The organism is Candidatus Pantoea floridensis (genome assembly GCF_900215435.1).
Lineage (GTDB): Bacteria > Pseudomonadota > Gammaproteobacteria > Enterobacterales > Enterobacteriaceae > Pantoea > Pantoea floridensis.
On sequence record NZ_OCMY01000003.1, the window covers coordinates 105,564 to 125,382 of the forward strand.

Annotated in this window: 27 protein-coding genes and 1 pseudogene; 15 read left to right on the forward strand and 13 right to left on the reverse strand. The window is 51.6% G+C overall.

The genetic code is table 11. The features are described from left to right. Positions 1–318: 318 nt before the first annotated feature. Entirely contained in the window at positions 319–567 is a 249-nt protein-coding gene (locus tag CRO19_RS24580) for a hydroxyisourate hydrolase (protein WP_370659836.1), read from the reverse strand. Positions 568–838: 271 nt separating this feature from the next. On the opposite strand from CRO19_RS24580, the gene CRO19_RS24585 reads away from it, so the two are divergent. Then, positions 839–1,534: a helix-turn-helix domain-containing protein gene (locus tag CRO19_RS24585; RefSeq protein ID WP_097098447.1), complete on the forward strand. Its 696-nt coding sequence runs from the start codon at positions 839–841 to the stop codon at positions 1,532–1,534. Here CRO19_RS24585 and CRO19_RS24590 read toward each other — a convergent pair. The 6 genes from CRO19_RS24590 to CRO19_RS24615 form a co-directional block, all read right to left on the reverse strand. Further along, a complete protein-coding gene (locus CRO19_RS24590; RefSeq protein ID WP_097098448.1) occupies positions 1,511–2,107 on the reverse strand; it encodes a beta/alpha barrel domain-containing protein in 597 nt (198 codons plus the stop codon). The genes CRO19_RS24585 and CRO19_RS24590 overlap by 24 nt on opposite strands. Then, entirely contained in the window at positions 2,097–2,993 is an 897-nt protein-coding gene (locus CRO19_RS24595) for a 2-dehydro-3-deoxygalactonokinase (protein WP_097098449.1), read from the reverse strand. The genes CRO19_RS24590 and CRO19_RS24595 overlap by 11 nt, the downstream gene beginning before the upstream one ends. After that, a complete protein-coding gene (locus tag CRO19_RS24600; protein WP_097098450.1) occupies positions 2,990–3,886 on the reverse strand; it encodes a dihydrodipicolinate synthase family protein in 897 nt (298 codons plus the stop codon). Before CRO19_RS24600 ends, CRO19_RS24595 begins: the two co-directional genes overlap by 4 nt. Next, entirely contained in the window at positions 3,880–5,043 is a 1,164-nt protein-coding gene (locus CRO19_RS24605; protein WP_097098451.1) for a mandelate racemase/muconate lactonizing enzyme family protein, read from the reverse strand. The genes CRO19_RS24600 and CRO19_RS24605 overlap by 7 nt, the downstream gene beginning before the upstream one ends. Before the next feature lie 17 nt (positions 5,044–5,060). Next, positions 5,061–6,383 (reverse strand): MFS transporter, encoded by a 1,323-nt coding sequence (locus CRO19_RS24610; RefSeq protein WP_176519258.1) that lies wholly within the window; start codon positions 6,381–6,383, stop codon positions 5,061–5,063. A 337-nt stretch (positions 6,384–6,720) separates the two neighbouring features. Further along, positions 6,721–7,623 (reverse strand): pyridoxal-phosphate dependent enzyme, encoded by a 903-nt coding sequence (locus CRO19_RS24615; protein ID WP_097098452.1) that lies wholly within the window; start codon positions 7,621–7,623, stop codon positions 6,721–6,723. A gap of 247 nt (positions 7,624–7,870) precedes the next feature. Here CRO19_RS24615 and CRO19_RS24620 point away from each other — a divergent pair, with 247 nt between their 5' ends. Further along, positions 7,871–8,224, forward strand: a complete 354-nt coding sequence (locus tag CRO19_RS24620) for a S24 family peptidase (RefSeq protein WP_097098453.1) — start codon at positions 7,871–7,873, stop codon at positions 8,222–8,224. Then, positions 8,196–8,945 (forward strand): annotated as a pseudogene (locus CRO19_RS24625) (tyrosine-type recombinase/integrase); the annotation flags it as partial. The gene CRO19_RS24620 and the pseudogene CRO19_RS24625, both read left to right, overlap by 29 nt. Before the next feature lie 39 nt (positions 8,946–8,984). Here CRO19_RS24625 and CRO19_RS24630 read toward each other — a convergent pair. Continuing rightward, positions 8,985–9,884 carry a LysR family transcriptional regulator gene (locus CRO19_RS24630; RefSeq protein ID WP_097098454.1) on the reverse strand — a complete coding sequence of 300 codons (900 nt, stop codon included), beginning with the start codon at positions 9,882–9,884 and terminating at the stop codon, positions 8,985–8,987. Between the two features lie 119 nt (positions 9,885–10,003). Here CRO19_RS24630 and gstA point away from each other — a divergent pair, with 119 nt between their 5' ends. Beyond that, positions 10,004–10,615, forward strand: coding sequence for a glutathione transferase GstA (gstA, locus tag CRO19_RS24635; RefSeq protein ID WP_097098455.1), 612 nt, complete (start codon positions 10,004–10,006; stop codon positions 10,613–10,615). A 197-nt stretch (positions 10,616–10,812) separates the two neighbouring features. On the opposite strand, the gene CRO19_RS24640 is transcribed toward gstA, so the two are convergent. Continuing rightward, the gene (locus tag CRO19_RS24640; protein WP_097098456.1) at positions 10,813–11,544 is read right to left on the reverse strand and encodes a sulfite exporter TauE/SafE family protein; all 732 of its coding nucleotides are present in this window, start codon (positions 11,542–11,544) and stop codon (positions 10,813–10,815) included. 99 nt (positions 11,545–11,643) lie between these two features. Between CRO19_RS24640 and CRO19_RS24645 the strand changes: the two genes are divergently transcribed. The 5 genes from CRO19_RS24645 (at position 11,644) to CRO19_RS24665 (ending at position 14,923) form a co-directional block, all read left to right on the forward strand. Then, a complete protein-coding gene (locus CRO19_RS24645; protein WP_097098457.1) occupies positions 11,644–12,537 on the forward strand; it encodes a LysR substrate-binding domain-containing protein in 894 nt (297 codons plus the stop codon). 418 nt (positions 12,538–12,955) lie between these two features. Then, a complete protein-coding gene (locus CRO19_RS24650; RefSeq protein WP_097098458.1) occupies positions 12,956–13,279 on the forward strand; it encodes an antibiotic biosynthesis monooxygenase family protein in 324 nt (107 codons plus the stop codon). After that, positions 13,272–13,664: an amino acid-binding protein gene (locus CRO19_RS24655; RefSeq protein ID WP_097098459.1), complete on the forward strand. Its 393-nt coding sequence runs from the start codon at positions 13,272–13,274 to the stop codon at positions 13,662–13,664. Before CRO19_RS24650 ends, CRO19_RS24655 begins: the two co-directional genes overlap by 8 nt. Next, on the forward strand, positions 13,661–14,371 hold the full coding sequence (locus CRO19_RS24660) for an ArsR/SmtB family transcription factor (protein WP_097098460.1): 711 nt from the start codon (positions 13,661–13,663) through the stop codon (positions 14,369–14,371). The genes CRO19_RS24655 and CRO19_RS24660 overlap by 4 nt, the downstream gene beginning before the upstream one ends. Positions 14,372–14,662: 291 nt before the next feature. After that, positions 14,663–14,923 carry a hypothetical protein gene (locus tag CRO19_RS24665; RefSeq protein ID WP_097098461.1) on the forward strand — a complete coding sequence of 87 codons (261 nt, stop codon included), beginning with the start codon at positions 14,663–14,665 and terminating at the stop codon, positions 14,921–14,923. 30 nt (positions 14,924–14,953) lie between these two features. Here the strand turns inward: CRO19_RS24665 and CRO19_RS24670 are convergent, their stop codons facing one another. Then, entirely contained in the window at positions 14,954–15,193 is a 240-nt protein-coding gene (locus tag CRO19_RS24670; RefSeq protein WP_097098462.1) for a biofilm development regulator YmgB/AriR family protein, read from the reverse strand. A 161-nt stretch (positions 15,194–15,354) separates the two neighbouring features. On the opposite strand from CRO19_RS24670, the gene CRO19_RS24675 reads away from it, so the two are divergent. The 6 genes from CRO19_RS24675 to CRO19_RS24700 all read left to right on the forward strand — a co-directional run bounded on the left by CRO19_RS24675 (position 15,355) and on the right by CRO19_RS24700 (position 18,452). Beyond that, positions 15,355–15,942, forward strand: a complete 588-nt coding sequence (locus CRO19_RS24675; RefSeq protein WP_141400292.1) for a hypothetical protein — start codon at positions 15,355–15,357, stop codon at positions 15,940–15,942. Positions 15,943–16,253: 311 nt separating this feature from the next. Next, the gene (locus CRO19_RS24680; protein WP_097098464.1) at positions 16,254–16,436 is read left to right on the forward strand and encodes a con-10 family general stress protein; all 183 of its coding nucleotides are present in this window, start codon (positions 16,254–16,256) and stop codon (positions 16,434–16,436) included. Between the two features lie 462 nt (positions 16,437–16,898). Then, complete coding sequence (locus CRO19_RS24685) at positions 16,899–17,153, forward strand: hypothetical protein (protein WP_097098465.1); 255 nt, start codon at positions 16,899–16,901, stop codon at positions 17,151–17,153. Positions 17,154–17,431: 278 nt separating this feature from the next. Beyond that, a complete protein-coding gene (ycgZ, locus tag CRO19_RS24690) occupies positions 17,432–17,674 on the forward strand; it encodes a regulatory protein YcgZ (protein WP_097098466.1) in 243 nt (80 codons plus the stop codon). 105 nt (positions 17,675–17,779) lie between these two features. Then, on the forward strand, positions 17,780–18,052 hold the full coding sequence (locus CRO19_RS24695) for a hypothetical protein (protein WP_097098513.1): 273 nt from the start codon (positions 17,780–17,782) through the stop codon (positions 18,050–18,052). 133 nt (positions 18,053–18,185) lie between these two features. Next, positions 18,186–18,452: a biofilm development regulator YmgB/AriR family protein gene (locus CRO19_RS24700; protein WP_097098514.1), complete on the forward strand. Its 267-nt coding sequence runs from the start codon at positions 18,186–18,188 to the stop codon at positions 18,450–18,452. A gap of 218 nt (positions 18,453–18,670) precedes the next feature. Here the strand turns inward: CRO19_RS24700 and CRO19_RS24705 are convergent, their stop codons facing one another. From CRO19_RS24705 to CRO19_RS24715, 3 genes are all read right to left on the reverse strand, one after another. Further along, positions 18,671–18,868, reverse strand: a complete 198-nt coding sequence (locus CRO19_RS24705) for a hypothetical protein (protein WP_097098467.1) — start codon at positions 18,866–18,868, stop codon at positions 18,671–18,673. Positions 18,869–18,937: 69 nt separating this feature from the next. After that, positions 18,938–19,294, reverse strand: a complete 357-nt coding sequence (locus CRO19_RS24710; protein WP_320204560.1) for a hypothetical protein — start codon at positions 19,292–19,294, stop codon at positions 18,938–18,940. A 64-nt stretch (positions 19,295–19,358) separates the two neighbouring features. After that, positions 19,359–19,589, reverse strand: a complete 231-nt coding sequence (locus tag CRO19_RS24715; RefSeq protein WP_141400293.1) for a hypothetical protein — start codon at positions 19,587–19,589, stop codon at positions 19,359–19,361. Positions 19,590–19,819: the final 230 nt, after the last annotated feature.

Below are 19,819 nucleotides of genomic sequence, written 5' to 3' on the forward strand. Positions count from 1 at the left end.
GGTTTTCTTAATAAATACTTTTTAGCTGTTCTGATTTTTCACGGGTACTCCGGCTTCGGAAGGATGATGTCCCGGGGAGACGCTAAATAATGGGCTTTGAAAAAAGCTATACAGTCAGGTTCGCTGGCAAAAGGGGCACACAGGAATGCGCGGCTGATCTTCGCACTAAAAAATCTGAGCATTGGCAGCGATGGCTTAAGACCTGCCTGTGTTTGGTGCCAGAGGAGGGCGGCAACCTAACCAGCCAGAAAAACTTTCTTCACGGAATAATATTGTCGACAGCAGTATTACTCCGTCAAAAAACGGTGGGAGTTGTGCTTAAGTACCGCGATAAGTTGAGTAGCCAAACTGGCTAAGCAGCAGTGGAATATGATAGTGCTGATCGGCTTTATCCAGGGTGAATATCACCGGAATTTCCGGGAAGAATGTTGGCTCACCGCTTTTTTTGTAATAGTCGCCGGTTTTGAAATGACACGATAAATCCCCCTCTGAGTTGCCTGACCAGTAGGATAAAGCTCTGAAATGCGCCCTTGTGCGTTGGTGGTTCCTTCTGCCAGTTTTGACCACTAATTACTTTTTTTCTATTTTATGATGAAAAGAATAGGGCGGGAGGCTCATTTTTTCATACTGGAATTCTTAAGTCCGCTGTGTGCCATGGCGGAGAGAAGTAATAACAGATGTTATTCCGAATATAATGTTGATGAACCAGCGTTGATAACCTGGATATACCTCTTGATGCGTTCTTCTTACGTGCATCACAATCTCTTTCTAAATTCATATCACGCAAAAACAATAGGATTTATTATTTTTCTAACCACAGTCATCAATAAGGCCATCCATGAACAGCACAGTATACGATGCTTTCCGCTGCCTGAACTTACTTGCGACTGCGACTCGTCCGCATGGAATTCGTGAAATGGGACGGGAGCTTGGGCTGGATTCAGCTAAGGTTACTCGATTGATACAGACCTTGTTGACGCTGGATATGGTACAGCGTGATGCCAACCGCAAATACAGTTTAGGTATCGGTATCCACCGCTTATCGGCTCACGCAATTCACAATTCGGCCTTTTACAATGCGGTAATGGATTTACTGGAAGAGAGCGGAAATCACGCCATCTCCCTCGTAATCGGAGTGCTAAGTGGAAATAAAGTGGTCTATTTGATTCATACCCGTGGCGGAAAAAGTATTGCGCGGGCTTTGGGCAATTATGAGTCCTACCCGGTCCACGATTCGGTGATCGGCATTAAGCTTCTATCAGCGATGAGCGACGAAGAGATTATCAGCCAGATTGGTATCCACGATTATCTACTGCTGAGAAATGATATTAACGAGTCACGCCGGCATCAGGTGTTTGCCAAAGATTTTGGTGCGGGCGATTACCGCCTGGCATGTAATATTCCCGGCATGCAGGCAGCGATCGCACTGTCGAATATCAGCAGTGAAAAAATGGATATTGAAAGCTTACGTTTGTACCTGACGTCGGCAGCGAAAAAAATCAGCGGAGAATCAGTGCCGATGCTGCAGCAGTAACTTGCAACGTTCTGCGGTTACGTCCACGCGCTGGCCAGTTCTATACAGCGCGGAACCGAGCCCCACACTGTCGTAATAATGCAGGAATTCAGCTGAATTCTCCACACCTACCCCACCCACGGCTGAAGAGCTGACGGGCTGAGAGAGTGGACCTTTCACCAGTTGAGGGTAATTTGCCGGCAGCGCACAGGCCGGAAAAACCTTCATCACATCCACTCCCAGATCGATTGCAGTAAATATTTCACTCGGCGAAAACACCCCCGCGTACACTACAAGTCTATGCAGTTTAGCCTGCGCAATCACAGCCGGGTTCAGATTAGGAGTCAAAATAAAATCCGCAGCGGCGGCAAAACTGCGCTGAACCTGATCTGCTGTAGTGACCATTCCCACGCCAAGCTGGATATCATTCCCAAAGCGCTGGCGAACTTGTTGCAGACTGTTTTCCCAGCTGGGTGAGTTGGTCGTGATTTCTATACGTTTAATGCCATGCTCAACTAAACAGGCAATTTGTGGCACTGCGTCTTCTGGCGTAATCCCGCGGAGGATAGCGATGATTGGGTGATTATCCGCCATAACTAAACACCCCATTTAATCCGGCTATTATTGCGTCTTCGGCAGCTAAAAGCTCATAACGACGATGCAAAATCTCACATGCCAGCTGGTAACGTGGCAAAAGGATTTCATTACCAATAATGCACACCGTTTTATCGCCACCGGGATGCCCGCATGCAACTTCGTATCCAATGAGCATTCCGGAAAGCCAGGAAGCGGCCGCTTCCTGTGACAGAGCACCAAGAATGTAACGGCCCCGGCAGCGAAATAGTTCCGTCACGAGTTCAACTTTTTCATGCACCACTGATAGCGCCGTTTCGACCCCCGCCTGAAAAGCGGCAGGTGAGTCAACCTGCTCCGGCAAGCCTTTACCCACCACGGAGTGATTGAGTAACAAATGATAAAGCTCGCCGGTCATCAAGGTCTGCATCCCTGTGACCTGCTGCTGCGAGCGCTCAACCTTCAGCCATTTACTGTGGGTGCCGACGGCGGCGAATGTGGCGGCATCAGAAAGCGTAAGCGCACCCGCCAGCTGCATCTCTTCACCCCGGCAGATCTCATTGACTCGTTTATCGCAAATGCCGGGCCGTAAGGTCAGCGGATTTAGCAAGATACCCGGCAATTCCATGCCTTTACCTAGTAGTTGCGAAAAACTAAGGGGCATATCGAGATAGCCGGCGTCAGCAATACCGATATTGCTGCCAATCATGCCGCAGAGCAGCACGGGTATTTGTTCATCGTAAGCATCTTCCAGCCGATGCAACTGCTGCTTTAAAATCTCAGGCAACGCTGAGCGCTGGCACTTGCCGACGCCGCAACTGTCTTGTACCGATTTGATCACTACGCCATCACGCACGCTAAGTGCGCGAAAGTTGCTGGTACCCCAATCCACCGCTATATAGTTCATGGACGTCCTCCCAACACGGCGAGAGGCAGGAAATCCGTGATCTCTTTCAATTCCCGACGCGTGTCATCATCCAGACTTTTAGCCGGCTCACGGACATAGTCACTGGCAAAGATCCCTGCCTGATTCAGCACTGTTTTATGTATGGCTACCCCGATTCCCGGCTGAACTCCATAGCGCAGGAAAGGTAGATAGCGATAAAACAACGCCTGCGCTTCCTGACGATCTTGCTGCCATGCAGCCAGGATGGCATTAATCACGTCAGGGAATTCGCAAGCAGGCATGGTGCCCGTTACACCACGGCATAACTCTTCAAACAGGAAACCCGCGTTCAAGCCTCCGAACAGGCCTACGCCATCTCCAACCTCCTGTTTTAACGCAGTTATTTTCAGCGTCGTCGGCGGTTGTTCCACTTTGATATACCTGATAGTAGGAAAGTCCTGACACAAACGCGCCAGCATCGATACGGGAATGTTAACGCCCGTCATCAGAGGCGCGTCCTGAATCATGATTTCGATTTCGCAGGCCTGGCATATGTCTCGCCAGAAGTGATAGATCTCTTCCGGACCGGGCTTAACGACCGAAGGCGGATTGACCATTGCCACCTGAGCCCCCCAGTGATGCACCCTGTTGATCTCTTCAATGGCAACAGCGGATGAAGCACCGCCAGCTGCAGCCACCAGCGGTAAATCTCCCACCAGCCTTTTGACGCAAAAGAACAGATCCTGCTTTTCTTCCTGCGTTAAGGCGTAGCCTTCGGAAGCATTGCCAAATAAGGCCAGGCCATCAATGCCTTGTTGCAGCAGAAATTTCACCAATCGTTCAATGGATGCCAAATCCAGCTGGCCCTGCTCATCAAATGCCGTGGCAAGAATCGGTACATTACCTTTTAACATGCTGCCTCCATCACTACGTCGCGCACGCGATCTTCATCGATTTCAATGCCTAACCCTGCACCCTGCGGCAGATGATACTCACCGCGTTCACAAATAAGTGGCTGCTTAAGCAGTTGATTCGCGATATTAAATACTGGCGGCTGATATTCGAGCATAAACAGGTTGGGTATGGCGGCGGCAACATGGATTGACGCGGCGATGCAAGGTCCTAAACCTACGCTTAAATGCGGTGCCACGCGTAAATTCCATGTCTCGGCCAGCGATACGATATGCATCAGCTCGCTAATGCCGGTTCTGCCGACGTCGGGTTGCAGGATGTCTGCAGCGCGCTGTTCAATCACCGCTTTGAATTGATAACGCGTACGCTCGGTTTCACCTAACGCAATGCTCACCGCGCTTTTGGCACGTAATTCGCGATGGCCGGCGATATCTTCTGGCAGCAGTGGTGCTTCAAGAAAGCCGACGCCCAGCGCATGCAGTTGCGCTGCTAAATCGGTAGCCTCTGCCACGCTGTAATTCCAGTGCGCATCAATGAAGACTTGCGCCTCATTGCCGAGCACTGCACGAATGGCGCGAATATTTTCAACATCTTCCCGCACGCCGTAGCCCAGGGCTAACTTAACGGCATTAAAGCCTTTATCCTGCCATTGCCTGGCGAGGCGGCAGCGGCTTTCAATGTCGGGCTCAGGCAAACCCGAGACATAGCAAGGAATCACATCGCGGAAGGCGCCGCCAAGCAGTTGATGGACCGGAAGACCCAGAATTTTTCCCTTGAGATCCCACAACGCGATATCCACACCAGCAATAGCGTCGATATGATAACCTCCGGTATGTCCACGATCGCGCATCGAGTCATACATCCTTGAGTTGAGCACGCCTCCAGAGAATGGAGATTCCCCGATCAATAATGGCGCAAACAGCTGCTTAATCAGTTCCGCGATCACCTGAGGCACCACCGGCGCCAGCGCTTCTCCCCACCCGACATGCCCTTCGCTACTGGTAATTTTCACCAGGCAGGTTTCCATCTTGCGTGAGTAGACGCAGCGGTATTCTGGACGATAGTAATAATCCGGGCCGGTCCCGTCCGACTTACCGCCAAGGTAAGCATGTTCCGGAGTGATTTTGAGTGGGAAACACTCCACTTTCGTTATGTGCATAAAGGCTCCAGTTTCCGTTAATCCAACACTTTTCCGGCAGTTTCTTTGGCAAACCACACTGCAATGAATGAAATTAGCGCGGTGATCATCACGTACCAGGCGGGTGATAGTGGATCTCCCGTTAAGGTAATCAGACTGGCGGATGCCAGGGGTGTAACACCGCCAAACACCGCCACAGTCAGGTTGTAGGACATCGCGATGCCGCCATAGCGAATCGCCGTCGGGAACAGTTCGACCATTGCAGCGCCACAGCCGCCATTAAATAGCGCAACACACACACCTAATACACTCATTGCCGCGATAGAGCTGCCTACCGATCCCTGTGTCATTAGCAGCATGGCGGGATAGGTCAACAGGATGAAACCAGCGCACGCCACCAGCATCAGCGGCCGTCGTCCCCATTTATCGGACAGGTAGCCTGTGATTGGCATGCAAATGGCGACGCTCAGTAAGCCCAGCGTGGTGATGAGATATGAGTCGGTACGGGTGTAGTGCAGATGCGTAGACAAATAGCCGGGCATAAAGGATTGCAGCACCCAGCTACTGACCGCTTTGATCACGACGAAGCCGGTGCAAAACAGCAACGCCGACAATGAGGTTTTTAAGGCAGTACGCAGTGGCGATTTTTCGATTTTGCCGGTGGCTTTTAACTTGTGAAATTCAGCCGAATCTTCCATGTTGCGGCGCATATATAACCCACCCAATCCGAGCGGTGCAGCAAGCAGGAAAGGAATGCGCCATCCCCAGTCGTTCATTGCCGTCTCACCCAACCAATAGGTCAACAGCAGCACCAGGCCAGAGCCGCAAACAAACGCCATGAAACTGAAGTTCTCACTCCAGCAGGTAAGCGTTGCGCGACGATGTGGATCAGCACTCTCTGCCAGATAAGTGATTACCCCGGAGCTTTCGCCACCTGCGGCGAAGCCTTGTACTAATCGAGTCATCACCAGCAGCACTGGTGCGATAATGCCAATCTGATGCCAGGTCGGCAGAATGCCCATTACAAATGTGGATATTGAGGTGATGACAATTACCGTCACCAATACTTTGCGTCGTCCCAGACGATCGCCCATGGAACCAAAAAAGAAGCCGCCCAGCGGACGCATTAAAAAGCCGGATCCAAATACAGCAAAAGACTTCAGAAGTGCGGTAGCAGGGTCGGAACTGACAAAGAAGTTGCTGGCAATAATCGCCGCCAAGGTGCCGTATAAGCCAAAATCGAACCACTCGATAAAATGACCAATCCCGGCTGCCATCATTATTTTGGCAGTTCGCTTTGGCGGATTACTGGTTTTTGTCGCCACGTACTCACCGCCATACTGACGGGTTGAATTTTCCATACGACCTCCAGAAGTTAAATGTCGCGCCACAGGGGACGCGTCATGTCTTGGAAGTTAGCGTATGAATTTTGATGGGATGTTGCGCTGACGATAAGAGATAGCGTGAAGCTAATCAAAGAACAAATCCGCCAATTGCTTCACATAGTGAAGCAGAGAATTGTTCCCTAACAATGCGCTGAGTTAAAGCCGGCATTATAGTGATGATTTTTAGTCATTACTCGGAAAACCAAAGCTTTGCCTATGCTGCCAATGGCTTTTTTATAAGGCCTATATGTAATGTAAGCCCACCCAAAACCCTTTTTCTAATAAACTCTGGCAGTATCACTTTGTTTTTCTGTCAGCCCGCTATCCCTTCCAGCGTGACCGATGCCCCGCCGCAAACAATGACAAGTACATTATCTGCAGCGTTAAACCTGATTTTGTGGTCATATAAAATTGAGAGTGACACTCCGCACGCCGGCTCGGTGAGCACGCGATGGTCATCAAGAAAGCGCCGGCAGGCCTTCAACGCTTCCTGGTCGGAAACCAGCATACTTCTGACATCCAGCCGACTGGCCACATTGAAAACATTTTCGCACACCTGGCTTGCGGCCAGCGTCGTGGCTATACCGCTGACCTTATCAAGACGGACCAGCTTGCCGGCATTAAGCGAGGCGTGAAGAGATGCCGTACCCTGGGTTTCAACGGCGTAAACCGGAATATGACCAAGCTGATGATTCTCCAGGCCCTGAGCGATACCGGAAAGCATGCTCCCGCCGCCAACGGAAAGAATAACCGCATCAGGCGTTAACCCTTCGCTGATGATCTCATCCACGATTGTGCTGATGCCTTCCCACAAAAGTGGATGATCAAAGGGATGTACACAGATAATGTCATCCGTCGCCAGTGACAAAGCGTAGTCGTTCGCCTCGCTCCATACTTTCCCGTGCACAATAAGCTTGGCACCCTCCTGCTCAATAAGCTGTTTTGCCCTGTCTGACGTGCTTTCCGGCACAACGACAGTGACCGGCAGCCCTAGTTTGCGCCCGCAATGAGCCACCGCTATGCCTGCATTGCCGCCAGATGAACTGATGAATGCTGTTGCACCCCTTTCAGCGTAATGCCGACAGATGTTCTCTGCACTTCTGAGCTTGAACGATCCCGTCGGCTGGGAAGATTCCATTTTAAGCCAGACATGACATCCGCTATGCTGGCTTAAGGGCAGTGAATGTATAAGAGGAGTCCGGATACTTATTCCCATGCGTTTGATCCTTATAATTTTTTATGCCTGATAAATGAAAGGCGTTTCAGGCTGAGAGACATATTTATCATAACGGGTAAGATCATAAAGGCATGGATACAACGGCTAATGAAAGTGCCGGTTACAATTCCGTCCAGATAAGACTAATGTACGACCGTTTTCGCTCATGGCTGCCCCTGAGTCCAATTGAGGATGAACGTATTTGCCAAATTAAACTGGCACAAATGGTTCAGAGCGGAGCATAACAATGGCTTTTCAGAGTCCGGCACAGAACTACGTTGAGACGCGTCTGAATCTAGGCGATCTCGTTCATCTGTCTTTAAATTCAACCTATCTCACGCCCAGCAACAGCGACTATCCTCAAGCAGGTATCGTCAGGGGATCCATACTGGCAATCGATCGGCCGCTGACACCCATACACGGCCAGCTTATCGTCGCTAAGGTTGAAGGTGAACTGACGCTGCGCCGTCTGCTGCTTAACCCGGTACCCGCTCTGCAGGCGCTGGATATGGACGAAACCGTAACACTACTCGATGCTAACCAGACGCTTCCCGTCTGGGGCGTGGTCGCATCTCAGCGTGCCGGCCGGCAAAACGTCTAAAGCTTTTGTTAAGCCGGTCTCGTCTGTTGTGAAAAAATATGTCGATATCTGGTTCAGTGAGCGTCCTCAGGAGCAGGCAGCACTTACGGATGAACGCACCGGTGAAAAAGTTCGTTATCTGTTTCAGAACCGGGGGAAAGCGGTGGGAAGGAACATAGTAAATCACATTGTCATTCCGCTTCTCTGCGCCAGAGCGGGAATGCCTGCAGAAGATTTACGTGGTCCCATTACAAGCCACCGTGGCCGTGCTTCTGCCATTACAGCACTGGCCACTGCTCCCGGGGGCATGTCTTTACATGAGCTGATGCAGTGGTCAGGTCACTCATCCGCACAGTCGACAATGCATTATATCCGCATCCGCCCGACTCAGCTGGCCGCCTCGTTCGTAAAAGCAGACTGGGTCACCCACATGATAAGCGTGCTGATTGACCACGATCCGGAAGCCGCGAGTCTGACCGGCCCCGCGACGTATTATTACCTGGGTGACTCATACTGTACGAACCCCTTCTGGAGCAGCTGCCAGCACCGGATGGCTTGTATTGGCTGCGATTTTAACCTGCTTAAACAGAGTGCGCGCGGGCTGGTACTGGAAAGCAAAGCCTCTGTCAGACGTTACCTTGAAGTAGTTCCGCTCACACCCGATGAGAGAGCCATCGTTGAACAGGACGCAGAGAAAATTGAACAGGCTCTTAAAAGGTTGTCCCTTAAACCCGAAGGTTAAAACGGACCGCTTGTGCCAGAAGCGGATGTTAAGCAGATTTTAGATTTCATATTTTCCAGCTAAACCAGTCCTGTTATGCAAACTTTCTAATAACACTTGAACCGCAGGTGACGACCTTCCACCTGATGAGCAAACCAGACCAAACTCCCTGTAAACAGAAGGTACTAGCGGTGTCACATATAATCCATGCAGCTCACCGGGCAAAGCTGACTGAGGAATAAGTGCGATACCCATTTCTTCCCGCACTAAAAGGCAGGCACTGACCCAGTCATGGACCGTCAAGCGCACATCAGACAGCTGAAGACCTGCCTGTTCCACCAAGCTTTTTGCATTAACTGCGCAACCGCCAGTAGCAAGGATAAATGTATGACTTACAAGGTCTTCAAGCTTAATGCCATGCAATGCGGCTTTACGGACCAGAGTATGACCCGCAGGCAGAACTGCGACCCATTCATCTTTCCCTAATATAAAATCTGCGCGTCCCTGAAGAGGGTTCATGACGACGCCAAGATCAACCGTATCCGCCACCAGCCATCCTTCAACTTCCTCATCAGTTCCTTCCAGTACAACCACTTCAATACCCGGATGGAGGCGTCTGAATTCCCTGAGCAGCCCGGGTAGAAATGTCGATGTTACAGATGGGAAACTGGCAAGGCGGACACGCCCGCCCCGAAGGCCACGACTCTCCTCAGAAAGCCTTTGAATTGCGGCCAGCTGCGCAAGCATAAGTCTTGCATATCCTGTTACTTCCTCTCCCAGCGCAGTGATGCTGATGTTGCGCCGCTCCCGTACAAACACCTGAATTCCCAGCAAAGCTTCTAACTGAGCGACAGCCTGACTGGCACCCGACTGTGTCATTCCAACCCGCTCAGCAGCACGCGTGAAGTTGCCTGAGTCGGCTACGGCAACTAGCAGGCGCCAGTGTAAAAGATTCATCATGATTATAAGTAGCTCAGCTAATAGTCAGGTTATTAATCATTAATTTTACATTGTAACGGGTATTGAGCACTGTGTGTTCAGCCACCGCAATACTCTTCACATGCTTTAACGGAGAAATAATGAAACTTTACTACGCGCCGAATACCTGCTCACTTTCCCCACACATTGTACTGCGTGAACTTGAGCTGGAATTTGAACTGGTAAAAGTCGACAACAGGAGCAAGCGGACTTCTGACGGACGCGATTTTCTGACTATCAACCCTAAAGGTTATGTAGCAGCCCTCGAACTGGAAGACGGGAAAATGCTGACTGAGGGACCGGCCATCGTGCAGTTTCTGGCTGATTTAAAACCTGAGAGAACGCTGGCACCGCCAGCGGGAAGCTGGGAGAGGGTGCGCCTGCAGGAATGGCTGAACTTCATCACCAGTGAAATACACGCTGGTTCAGCTCTCCTCTTTAACTCCCAATTGCCAGAAGAGGTCAAATCGCTTTTACGTGAGAAGCTGTTCAGGCGCTTTGATCTGCTTGAGAACACACTCTCCGAAAAAAACTTTCTGACTGGTGCCTTTTTCACTGTTGCGGATGCTTACCTTTATACCGTACTGGGATGGTGTAGATATTTCGCTATTGAGCTGAAAAACTGGCCTGCGTTGACGGCCTACATTGCACGAATTGATGAACGCCCCGCAGTGCAGGCTGCATTAATTGCCGAGGCATCTTGTCAAGGCTGAGCCACATAAATCTCAGTCTGCTTTGTTCACAGATGCTCTTACCTTTCAGCCGTGTCCGCTCTGTGCCAAAAGTGGGCACTACCAGCATGATTCAACCTTAAATATTACGGTCAACTTTTTTATATAATCCTGGCGGTTATTAACCACAATTAGCTTAGTTGCCGAGAAATGGTCAACATTGTCCGTTTGCACCAGAATTATTTTTCATGCAAGGCGGCATACAAAAACCCTGCCCCGGCAATCATGAGTATGCCGTCAGTCAGAAATGAAAAATGTGTCGCAGTTAATCTTTGTACCAAAGCTTTACTGCTGAGGGTGCCAAGCATTATGCCGCCACCAACGAATAGTCCTATCAGTGCAACATGTAGTGAAAGAGCCCCCTGGAAGCCAAAAGTACTGACTTTACTCGTGTACAGAAGAAGTGCGCTCGCTGCTTCCGTGCCAATAAACGCCCCACCACTCAACCCATATGCTGTAAAAATGGGCACACTCACCGGGCCTGTTGATAGCACCAGACCGGTCAGAAAACCGACTAATCCCCCACATAATCCCAGCTGCTTTATCGAAAGCGACCAGCAGTTATTTTTCAGACTCCGCCTGAGCACAATCATGATTCCAAAAAAAATGCCTAATGCACAGTCTATCGTCCAGGAGGGCAGAGAAAGCAGCACATGAGCGCCCACTGAAGCTGCGGGCACGCCAGGCAAGGTATAGACCAACGTAGCGCGCCAATCGATCTCACGCCACCAAGCCCCCATACGTGCGATATTACCAAGAATAGCGGCTATCGCCATAATCGGTATTGCCTCTTTGGGCCCGAACGCGCTGACCATCAGAGGCAGCAAAAGTAAAGATGAGCCTGTACCCACTATGCCACTCAATACTCCAGCAAGAATCGCAATTAAGGCTACACAGATATAGATTTCCATAATTGCCCTGATTTATTACTTCAAAGCATGCATCTTACTTGGTGCCTTTAGCTCATAATATCGATTAATACTATCCACTTATGAGACTAAAGGTCACAGATGAAAAAACGAAACTTACCTCCGTTAAATGCCTTAAGGCTGTTCGAGACGGCAGCACTCTCTGGCAGCCTGAGTGCCGCCGCCCGGGAATTAGGGATCACCCACGGTGCTGTCAGCCGCCAAATCAAATTGCTTGAAGAGTGGTTAGGGCAACCTTTATTCGAACGTCAAGGGCAACGCAGCGTCGCAGCCGAACATGCTCGTGCATTTGCAGCGGAAATCAGTGCTGCTTTCGACATTATTAGCGATGCTTCAATTCGCTTCGGGAAAACACTAAATACAAGAGTCATAAGAGTAAATGCGCAGACAACTCTCGCGATGCACTGGCTGATACCTCGCTTGCCGGAGTTCCATAGCCAAAATCCCGACATTGAAGTCTCGGTGTCCACATCAAACAGCTCGGAGGTAAAAGGACTGTCTGGCTTTGATGTTTTGATTCGAAGAGAGCCACTTGATAAACCCGAATGGCGTTATTTTGACAAGCGACCATTGTTCGAGGAACACCTCACTTTACTTGCTGCCCCGAAACTTTTATCCAACCTGCCGTTAGCGGGACCTGAAGACCTTTCCACACATGTGTTCGTCACATCACACACGCGAGTGGGGGAATGGGAAAGATGGATGAAAATAGCCAAAATCGAAGCTTTGCGTCCTCTGCGCTTTCAGCGCTTTGAACATAATTATATAAGTCTTCAGGCGGTCATTGATGGCATTGGAGTAGGCATTGGTGGACTGCCAACACTTGGGCATGATGTAAAAGAGAAAAGGCTTCTGGCCCCATTTCCGGTTGAGGTTAAGGGAAGCAAATACGTGGCTTTAATCGCACCCGATGTTGACAAGTCATTAGCATTAAATTTGTTTCTGGAATGGCTTGAACAAGAAGCATCTAGGTAACGCCTCAACCGCCGGGGGGCTTAAATACTCTCCGGGATATTCAGGGACTGAAGGGAGGGAGGACAGGATCTGTGGTGTATTAAATGACGTGAAACCCGTTATTACCGTTTCCACAGAAACTACCGGCTTTCTAATTCATTTACTTTAATGTATCAGTAACAGAGCTTTGCTTTGATTATTATATCCGCTCTTCGCTCTTAGCGCACATAAGCCTTACGTCAGTCCGCTTCGTGCCAGAAGCGGACATTGCGTATGAATTTACACTTCTATGTTGTCCCGCCTTTCAACTTATGAGTTTGGTGTTCATCGCTTATCCATGTCGTTGGCTTCGCTAACGCACAAGCATACTTCGGTGCCGACCGAAGCAGCATGCCTTCGTCATCATTAAACTGTCCGTAAATTATCAACGGAGCGGACCATGATTGCAGTACTTTTTGAGGCAGATGCCCTGCCAGAGGCTCAGGAAAGATATTTTCAGCTCGCTTCGGAGCTGAAGCCTCTCTTATCCGACACGCCCGGCTTTATTTCAATTGAGCGTTTCCAGAGCCTGACTACGCCCGGAAAGATTCTTTCTTTGTCGTGGTGGGAAGATGAGGAGTCTGTAGCCGGATGGAAGCGAAATGTGATGCATCAGGCCGCTCAGAAAGAAGGCAAGCAGTCGATTTTTTCATTCTACAGAATACGGGTAGCCAGCGTATTCCGTGATTACTCTTCTGATAAGGGAACAAATCAGCATGTATGACATTCACGTTATTCTCAAAAACAGCCCGGGCTCACTTGGTTCACTGGGTAGTGTACTGGGTGAAAACGGAGTGGGACTTGAAGGCGGTGGCGTATTTACTGGATCTGAAGGCGCGCATGCACATTTCCTGGTTGAAGACGGCTTTAAAGCACGCAAGGTGTTGACTGAGGCTGGTTTTGACATCTGCAACGTGTGTCGGCCCCTGGTGAGGAAATTACCTCAGGAACGGCCCGGAGAGCTGGGAGAAATAGCTGACACAATTGCCCGGAACGGCATCAATATTCTGGTACAGTACAGCGATCACAGTAACCGGCTCATTCTCATTACGGATGATGATGCCCGGGCAGCCGAAGTAACCCGAAAATGGGCAATACCTTCTGAATGAACCTCGTTAAAACAAAGCGCGACAGTAAGCCAGATGATGTCCTTGAAACATCAATGGCAATGGTGGCTTCTGCGCTGTCTGACCCGTCAAGGGTAAGTATTCTGTGCGCCCTGATGGACGGGCGCGCATGGACAGCTACCGAACTTAGCGTAGTGGCTGACATAGCAGCCTCGACAACCAGCGGGCATCTGAACCGGCTTCTCAGCAACGGTCTGGTCATTTGCCTGACGCAGGGGCGTCATCGCTATTACAGCCTTGCGGGCCATCATATCGCCGGACTGCTGGAAAACCTGATGGGAGTTTCCATGGGCACTTCCAAAGCCCCCATGTCCAGTACACCGGTCTATCTGCGTTACGCACGCACCTGCTATGATCATCTGGCAGGCGAGCTTGCTGTCAATATTTATGAATTTATGCTGCAGGAAAAATGGCTTGAAGCAGATGGCTCGGAAGTGACATCAGCCGGAAAAATGCATTTTGAGAAAATGGGCGTTTTGCTTAACTCTCGCACACGACGCAAGCCCTGTTGCGGCTGTCTGGACTGGAGTGAAAGACGTTTCCATCTCGGCGGTGACGCTGGCTCAGCCCTGTTTACACTTTTCCTGCAAAAAGAATGGGTAACGCGTGTAAAGGGATACCGTGAAGTGAACGTAACCGATTCAGGCCGGGTTGCAATATATCGGCTGTTTAAGCTTAAAATCGCCTGATCTTAAGTCATATACCGGTTGATTTGTTCGGGTGACCCAAGGTGCTTTTATTTTACGTAAAAGGTCCGCTTCTTGCTCATAGTGGACATTAGCCTGACGTTTGTCATCAAAAGCTGACTAACTGCTATGCTCTGAACACGATTAATCCCTCTGTGCGACGGGGTCATGCTACACAGGTACAGCAGAAACAAAGGCGCAATTCAGGTGGTAGCCCTTCTGAATCACCGGAAGGTACCCGGCGCCGTAACTTTTACTGAAGTATGAAGAGGCGCTGCCGAGGTGGAGGTGGACATGCTGTGGATGGAAAAGAGTCTTTATCTCAGGATTGAAGAGCTACCGGGCGGCACGCGGCCATTGCCGCTGCTCAGCGGGTTCAGCCTCACCACGGCCTTCCGGGCGCTGGGGTGCTTTAACCCGTCGGAAACGTCTGACGCCTATTTAATTCTTTCCAACGACCGTGACGAAGTCTGGTTTATCTGTAACCGCCATTTGCGGACCGTGTATTTACTGCGGGGTAGCAACCGCTCTCTTCTTTCGACGGACATTCCTTAACCGGTCCCCCGCCGGCACTTCGCTCCGGACTCAGCGATTAAACAGCATCCGGAGCAGCGCCGTCAGGTGTGCCGCCTCGGCCTCATCGGCGGTACAGTCCAGGCGAGCAATTAGCTTAAGGCAAAGCGCTGTGCGCGTCAGGCGCCGCTCCTGACGCAGAATGTCGACGGTGATTCGCCCCAGCAGCGCAATCTGGCTGGGGTGGGTGACCTGGCTGAAGTAGCCGGTCAGCCCGGCATCTTTTTCCGGCGGTAGTCCGTCCTGTCGCATGAAATACCCGTGCATAAAGAATGAGGTCGGGCGCAAAGTAACCGATGTACCGGCGCGTGTACAGCATTAATCAGCCGGTGCACTATCCTCTAAACAGAACCACGAATTATTACTGACAATTCAGAGGGATAATCTTACGCTCCGGTTATCAGGGAGGCTCATTGAAAAGAAAAACAACGGCGAACGACAGCATGCCCATTACCCTGCCCGATACCAGCTTCAGTCAGGTGCTGAACCCAGAAGACACCAATCGGGCCGACACCCGCGCGTTTCTTTCCCGCAACGTGGAGCCGTTTACGCTGCCCGGATTTGTGACGCCGTTCGGCCACGCCCTCTGGCAGAACAGAGCAGAGCGAGAGTTCAGGCTTATAACGCAGGAGCCAGAGCCGGAGACCGCGTATGCGGTAAGGCTTGAAGAAACCGAAGACTTTACTTCACCGGAGCGCGCCTGCATACAGGTGATGGTATGGCGCACCCGTCAGCCGCAGCACGAGGGGGCGGTGCACGGCCTGGCGCGCCGGTTCTTCTGCCATTTTCTGCATCGCTGGTCGATCATCATTACCGACAGCGCGCAGACAAATGCCGCAAAGGTGATGTGGGAGGGGATGATTGCCTGGGCGCTGCGCGACCCGGAGCACTACGTGTACGCGTGTGGGACGGGACGGGCAGTCGGGCTGCCTGCACCCGGTGCGCAGCTGGATGGCGTTCTGCGGCCACTGGGCCGCCTTCTGATGGGGCGCCGAGCCTGAAAGCCACCTGAGACGACTAATAGTCATCAGCACGCCCCCCCTGAACGCTGCGCAGAAATAATACGGATGCGGAACGGCGGGCCTGCATAACAGTTCTCCATCAGAGGGATGTTACGCGCCGTTCCACGCACTCGCTGAGTTCGCAAGCGCGGAGATTCAGCGGGCACGCAATTCAGATTCAGCCGTTCTGCAAAACGTATCCGCCGTCGTATTCCCGTAATAAAAATGCTCTGAAGGCGGGCAGAATTGTGCACAGCTATCACACTTTAACTGCCTGATACACAGCACATCTATCATCTGAGGGATACATCATGACAACAGTAAGACGCGGTGGTGCGGGAAACTTTGCGGCCGACCCCGCACGCGCCTCCGAGGCGGGCAGCAAAGGCGGCGCTGCCAGCGGCGGCAACTTTAAACACTGCCCAGATCGCGCGCGAGAGGCTGGCCGTAAGGGGGGGCTTATCAGCCGCCGCGGTCCAAAACCTGAAATTTAGTTAAGTCATACAGACGCGCACCGGTGATAATATTTATCCCGGCGCGCTCAATTAGGAAATTAATACTACCTGATTTTATTTGATACCGGTGAAGATTAATCAACACGAATTATCGCATGATTTTTCTTATCCGCAGCGCATTTTAAAGACAATACCTTTCAGGCTCACCGGCTATGTTTTCAGTATCACGTTAGATCTTTGCCTGAAATTAAATCGCCTGTCCTCCCCGCCTCTCAAAATGAAAACGATTTCAGAGGGAAAATAAATTTTATTCAGTATTTTCCGAGATTTAACTCTAATAACATGCCAGGCGCCTGAATTTTAAAATGTTTTTACCTCTCTGTAACTGAGTGCATTCCTGGCTGGCGAGATAGTGCGTTGAAAGTATTTATACGGAACCGGTTTTTAGTCCTCTAAGGGACTACACTGAAATACCGCAGTAAGGCTGAAGGAGAGAAATACATGCTTGATTATTATTATAACGAAAACCAGCTGATTATTGGCGAAGCTGCGATCCATCTGGCGCTAAATAATGCGGATATTACTGTTGACACGCTTGTAAGGGAGTTGGCTGGGATGGCTGCCGCCGAGGAAAATCCTGCGCGCTGCGTGCAGATAAGAGAGGCGAAACGCTGGGTCCGTGGGTTCATGCCAGCTTCAGGCAACCGGGACGAGCTGAGATGGGTTACCGGGGCGGGCCGCGGCTCGACGCACTGAAGATTTTTTGTCCGTCCGGTTCAGACACCGGACGGGCTTTTTCCCCGCCCCCAGACATGTAAGCTGGCCCCCGTTATTCTGAATATTGTACAACCTATTCGTTACCCCACTCATCATTCGCCCGCTGATACTTACGCAAATTATTGTTTATTAATAACTAGCACTTTTTGCACAAAAAGATAAGCTGTACAGCAACACAATCTCTGTACAAGTTTGATTTGATTGTATAACTTTACGGTCAGACAGAGCCGACTATATTTTAACCAAAGAGGTTCACCATGCGTCAGAACGTTACGAAATTCCCGGACACCGCGAACGATATTGCACAGTACTTCAGCAAAGCGTCGGCACCGACCCAGCAGGTAACCCTCGGACAGATTGTCGTCGAAATCCTGCGCGCGGGCAAGAACCTCAACCGCAAGGCCATTTGCACCAAGCTGCTGCGCCGCCTTGAGGTGTCTTCGACCCCTGAGGAAGAGCGTCACTATCAGACCCTTATCGGCATGCTGTTTGACCGCTGAGTTACCCCGCCGTAATGAAGCTTCGCCCGGAGCGCGCATTCAGGGCGGTCCGGAATGGCCGTCCTGCCACCCAGCCCGGAGGGGCACGATCCTGAAGAAGCGGGTATGAACAACACAGATTTAAAACGCCTCGCCGACGTTGTGCTGGGCGAGGCCGTGGTCGCACTGCTGAGCAACGAAGACAGCATCAGCGCAAACAGCCTTGCGCGGCAACTCCGCATAATGCACAGCGGTGCGACAACCCCGGTGAAACGCGAAGCTTTAGCTATGGCGCTGGGCGAGGTGCAGACTGAGTTTATCCAGTCCCGTGAAAGCCGCGATGCAGCCGTGCTCGCGTTTGATGCCAGCACGACTCCGGACAGCGGTAGCAAGAAATAAAATGAAGGATGGATTTCCGTAAGCAGCGGAGAGTGGCAGGATGCCCGCAGGACGCGGCTACCGGAGGGTGGCCGTTTTTATTTCAGGCATTAGCCTGGTCACTTTTGCCCGCAGGGGCCTGACGGATAACACCATGCAGCTCAACGAACAGCACACCTCCACTGAAGCCGACATCATTCATCACTTCCGCAGTAGTGGCGACGCACTGGCCGCCGAAACCGCCGTGCTGGACGCTGTCATCCGCGATATCGTTATCAGTGGTAAAAAGGTGACCAGCAAAGCGATCATTCTTTACCTGATCGCCGAGCTTGAAAGCTCCTCAGACGTGGCCGAACTGGACGTGCTGCGCAGCGCGCTGGAAATAGTGGTGGGTAAAACGCCCGACGACGAAAACTTCTGAGATTAATTCTGCTGCGCAGCCAGCGCGGTATTCAGCGCTGGCTGAGAGTCAAATCCCCCCTGCGAAGCCCACACGGAGCAGCTGACTGCGGCGGCGAGGGTTAGGGCAATCCAGACTTTCACAGGCACCTCCCGGTTTAAGTGGTTTCACTTTCCTCAGTGTGGCACGTTACGGTTATTGCGCGAGGGAAATGCGTCATAACGAGATGAATCTGAAGGTCAGTGCATCTGCTGAGCCAGAAGTCTGAACGCGCGTTCGCAATTTTCGCGCATTGCGGCAGCGCTGGCCGACTCACCCATGCTGTGCAGGGCGCTGATGATTTCGTGCAGGGTGAGGTGCTGGTCCGGCTTAAGAAGGCGCGCCACGACCGTTCCGATAACGGCGTAGATATCTTCGGCGGTGGTGTCATCATTCATATGACCTCCGTCCGTAAGGTGGATAAGCGTACAGTATAACAGACAGGCACCGCGACAGCCCGGGTGACTTTAGTGAAGCTTCTGCGATGACAGATCGTCAGCGCTGGCGAACCCGGTCTTCTCACCGGCGCGAATGTGCATTTCCCGCCGGACCTCTTCGATAGCGCGCAGCCCCGCGCGAACCCGGTCTTCATCCGTTTCATGTTCAATCGCCGCGCGCAGGCGGTCTGTCAGGACTGCCCAGCTGATGGCCACGTCTTCATCCAGCAGCGCCGTTACGGCCTCGCCAATCATGATGTCGGCCATTTTTTCTTCAAAGTCATTTTTCATGGGGTTATCCGGCAGCAGGTTTCGGGCGCGGAGCTTACCACAGCAGAACTGGTCCGGACATAAAAGGGTAATCTGTCCGGCATAAAACTTTTCCACTGCAGTGTAAATATCCGGCACGGTAACGCTGCCAGTGAGGGAGGTATCCTGCTCTGACGGTGCCTTACTCCTGCGCGGACATTTTCTTGCTGCGACCACGCTGCTTTGCTGCTGGCGATGCGGGTTCCGCCACCGTTAAGGCTTCTCCAGGCGGTACAGGCAGACGTCGCCGCGCGCCGCCAGGCTCGCCGGCCAGATCATGGCTCCCGTCCTCAACGTAAAGCTCGCCCAGCGGATGTACAAAGGCCCTGGGCGCACCCAGCGCGCGGCGCAGCTGCAGGGGTTCCTGCGCCATCGTCACGGCCCCAGGGTCATGATTTTCCGGATTACCGGCGACTTGAGTGAGCCTGTCTTCGTTAAGCATTGCTGCGTCTCATGTGCGTTAATACCTGTTGCACCGATAGTCTGCCGGCGGATTGCCGGATACCTCCCGCTGGCGCATGCTGAAGCTATCTCCGGCGCCGAAAAAAGGGGGGGGGGGGGGCTTTCGCAACCTTTACGCATATTGTTGTGCTGACCACTTGC